Origin of the sequence: Saccharopolyspora sp. (genome assembly GCF_017434145.1) — a bacterium.
In the GTDB taxonomy this organism is placed as follows: domain Bacteria; phylum Actinomycetota; class Actinomycetes; order Mycobacteriales; family Pseudonocardiaceae; genus Saccharopolyspora_C; species Saccharopolyspora_C galaxeae.
Genome location: NZ_JAFRFW010000856.1, coordinates 1 through 3,415, shown reverse-complemented (window position 1 = coordinate 3,415; position 3,415 = coordinate 1). Strand labels below are relative to the sequence as shown.

Annotated in this window: 2 protein-coding genes; both read right to left on the bottom strand. The window is 71.5% G+C overall.

Translation table 11 applies throughout. The features are described from left to right. Positions 1-111: 111 nt before the first annotated feature. Positions 112-1,149 carry a cyclopropane-fatty-acyl-phospholipid synthase family protein gene (locus tag IJH84_RS23305; RefSeq protein WP_295149027.1) on the bottom strand — a complete coding sequence of 346 codons (1,038 nt, stop codon included), beginning with the start codon at positions 1,147-1,149 and terminating at the stop codon, positions 112-114. 437 nt (positions 1,150-1,586) lie between these two features. Continuing rightward, positions 1,587-3,415, bottom strand: a 1,829-nt coding sequence (locus tag IJH84_RS23300; RefSeq protein WP_295149026.1) for a DUF2637 domain-containing protein, incomplete at its 5' end; no start/stop codon positions are given.

The window sequence follows — 3,415 nt, the reverse complement described above, 5'->3', positions numbered from 1 at the left end:
CGCTCGCGGAGATCGCCCGCACGGCGTTGACCGCGGGTGCACCCGCTCGCTTGGCATGACGACGGGTGTCCCGGCAGGAACCGGATCCTGCCGGGACACCGCCGCCCGCGCTTACCGCGGTGCGAGGTCGTAGAAGCAAACCGGCGGGCCCGCGCCGGGCCTGGAGTAGACGCGGCGGCATTCCAGTTCGGTCTTCCCGAACACTTCCAGCCACTCACCGCGTTGCCGGGGAATTCCTTGATCGGTCAGCACGTGGACGAGGTAGAAATCGTCGTCGTTGTCCCGCGGTACGTATTTGATCTCCGGCTCGCCCACGAGCAGGATCTTCTGCTCGGGCAGCGCTTTCCGGTATGCGTCGAGCATGTCGACCACGGCCTGCTCGCCGTCCCGGAAGAGTTCGTGCAAGGCGCTCACGATGCACAGCCCGTCAGCGGTCCCGCACACCGCGGGCCAATCCTGCGGAGCGAACGCATCGCCGACCACGAATTCCAGCCGGTCGTCCACCCCTTCTCGCGCGGCGAGGCGCTGCGCTTCGGCGATCGCGTCGGCGTCGATGTCCAACCCGATGCCGGTCAGCCCGGGATCGCGTTTGCAGGCATCGACCAGCAGGCTCCCGCCGCCGCAGCCGATGTCGAGCATCGTGCGCACGCCGCGGCCGCGCATGGCCTCCACCAGCACCGGGGTGTGGAAAGCGGAGAACATGGTGGCCGAGTGCTTGCCCAGCGGACCGCCGTTGCGCTGCACGTCCTCGCCGTAGACGGCCTCGCCGGTCAGCAGCTCGCGGAGCCTGCTCATGACCGGGCCGTAGGACTCCAGGTAGACCCCGAGCCGGGCCAGCGGGACCTCGCCGGTCAGCAGCTCGCCCTTGCGGGTGAGGGCGAATCCGTCCGCGCGGCGTTCCAGCACGCCGCGCAGGACCAGGTAGTCCAGCAGTCCGGCGCCGATCTTTTCCACCGTGCCGTCGAGCAGTCCTTCGTCCGGCGACTTCTTGCCGGCGCGCAGGTTGTCCAGGATGCCGCCGTCCACCAGCGCGAAGATGGCGTGGCACAGATTCATCAAGCTGATCATGTCCGGCATTCCGGACAGTTGGAAATCCTGCCAGGCAGCGAGTTGTTCACCGTCGCGGAATTCTACGAATTCGGGTTCCAAGCGAGCCTCTCTCGTTCCGATCGGTCCACCTGCGCGGTAGTGCCGGACACGCGGTTCGGGTATTCCGTGTTCGCGAAAGCGGTAGTTCGCGGCGCGGTGTCCGTGCGATTTTGAAGATAACGCAGCGCGGGGCCTTCGCGGTCCGGTGCGAGCGGTCCGCGCGGGGCGGATTCGAACCACCGGGGCGGCCGCTCCAGCGAGGTCCGAGGCGGCGTGACTCGCGATCAGGCCTGCCGGAAGTGCCGCTGCGCTGCCACCGATTCCGGTGGCAGCGGCGACTGCGAGGTCGTTCACCGAGCGGTCCGGGGCGCGGCACGGGCGACGACCACCGGCGGGGCGCTGCCGACCGCGTTTCGAGGCGGCTGCGCGTGGGCGGTTGCCCGCCGCAGCGGAATCCGGTGGCCGCCGCGCTCGGCGGCGCGAGCGGAAAGCGGCGCCTACTGCTTGTTCGCGCCCACCAGGTCCGCGGGCTCCTGGGCCTGTTCCTGGGCCATGGACTTGCGGACCGCGTTGATCTGGCGGCGGCCCCAGCTTTCCGACAGGCCGTAGCGCTTGCCGAGCTCGGCGGGCTTGACGGGCTGGTCGGCCGCCAGGGACGTGCGATAGTCGCTGCGGGCGGCGGAGCGCTTGTCCCGGTCGCTCATCGGGCCGTCCGGGACCGGGGGCAGTTGCAGCGTCTTCTCCGCGTCGGAGGTGTCGGCGGCGTTCGCGCCGGTTGATGCCGTGCTCGCAGCGGTCTTGTCTGTGTCCGCGGGCGCCGCGTCCCCGGTGGTCTTGCCGGAGCCTGCGCGGGAGTTGGACGCCGCGGAGCCCTTGCCCGGCCGATCCGCCGACTTCGGGCCGTTGCCCGGCTTTTCGCCGGAGCCGCCGGTCGTGCTGGGCAGCTCCATGGTCACCGTGGCGGCTTCTGCGTCCGAAGTGGACGGTTCCGCTCCGGTGCCGTTCGCCTCGCCGGTGCTGTTCGCGGTGGCCTTGCCGGAGGCGGGAGCCGTCGAGCTGGTCGTTTCGGGATCGGCCGAGGCGGTGCCTGCCGCCCCGGAACTCGTGGTGCCGGATTCGGCCGATCCGTCGCCGGGTGTCCCGGAGCCGGGAGCCTCGGAACCGGTCTCGTCCGCGCCGGCCGCAGCGGCAGCCGCGACCGCGCGCGCGGCGTGCGGCTCGGTTTCCGCGGTCGGAACGTCCTTCGTGCCCGCCGACGCTTCCGGTTCGCCTCCGGACTGCGCGGCCGGTCCTCGGCCGCTGCGCGCGGTCGCAGCGTCGTCGGCGGATCCGGACTCGCCGGAGTCGCTGTTCGCGCTGGTCGGCTCGTCCCGGCCGGGAGCCGGGTAGTCGGCCGAAACCGCGGACGTGCGCACCGAAGCGGCGCTGGTGGAGGCCGGGACGCGGGCGTGCACGGCATCGCCGCGACCACTGTCCACATCGGACTCATGGGGCAGCGTGCCGACGTCGTCCGGACGAGGTGCGCGTTGCCCGCCGGGCAGTTCCGCAGCGCCGCCGAACTCGTTCCCGGCCGGAGCGACCGTCCGGCGTTCTTCCTGCCGATCCGGCGAAATTCCCGCAACCGCGGCGGAATCGCCCGCGAACCGGTCGCCGCGCGCGGGCACCGCCGGTTCGCCGCCGGACCGCGGTCCCGCTGCGTGCGCCTCGGACGACGCCTGCAGCGCAGCGGCGCGGCGGGCCTCCGGCGGGGACAGCGTGCCGAGGCCCGCGATCTCCTCGACGGGGATGTCGATGACCTTGTTGCGGAACGCTACGCTGGTGCTCTTGCGGTCGACCATCCAGCGCAGCACCAGCAGCCCCGGCCGCAGCCGGAAACCGCGCATCCCGTGCTTGGCCTCGTAGTCGGCGCGCAGTTCCAGCAGCACCACGTCGCACACCGCGACCGCCGCGATCGGCAGCCCGGCCGCGACGATCTGCGCCTCCTGGCTCGGCTGGTGGATCCAGTTGATCCACGAGCTGACCCCGGTGAACGCCCACATCAGAATCCGTCCGCGCACCGCGGAACGACCGTTGATGGATGAGCGGTAGGTCATCAGGGTGCAGGCGAACGCGGCGCCGTCGAACGTCGCGGGCACCAGCCAGGCCGTGACGTTGGTGAACCCGGCCATCGACTGCATCCCGTACTCGTGCAGGCCGACGAAGCTCGCGCCCCAGCCCATCACGGCGGCCGCCGCGACGAAGATCAGCGCGGCCACCGACAGCGACCGGCTCCCGCGGTCACCGGGGGAGGGTGCGGCGTCGGTGGTGGTCTGGCGCTCGCTTCTGT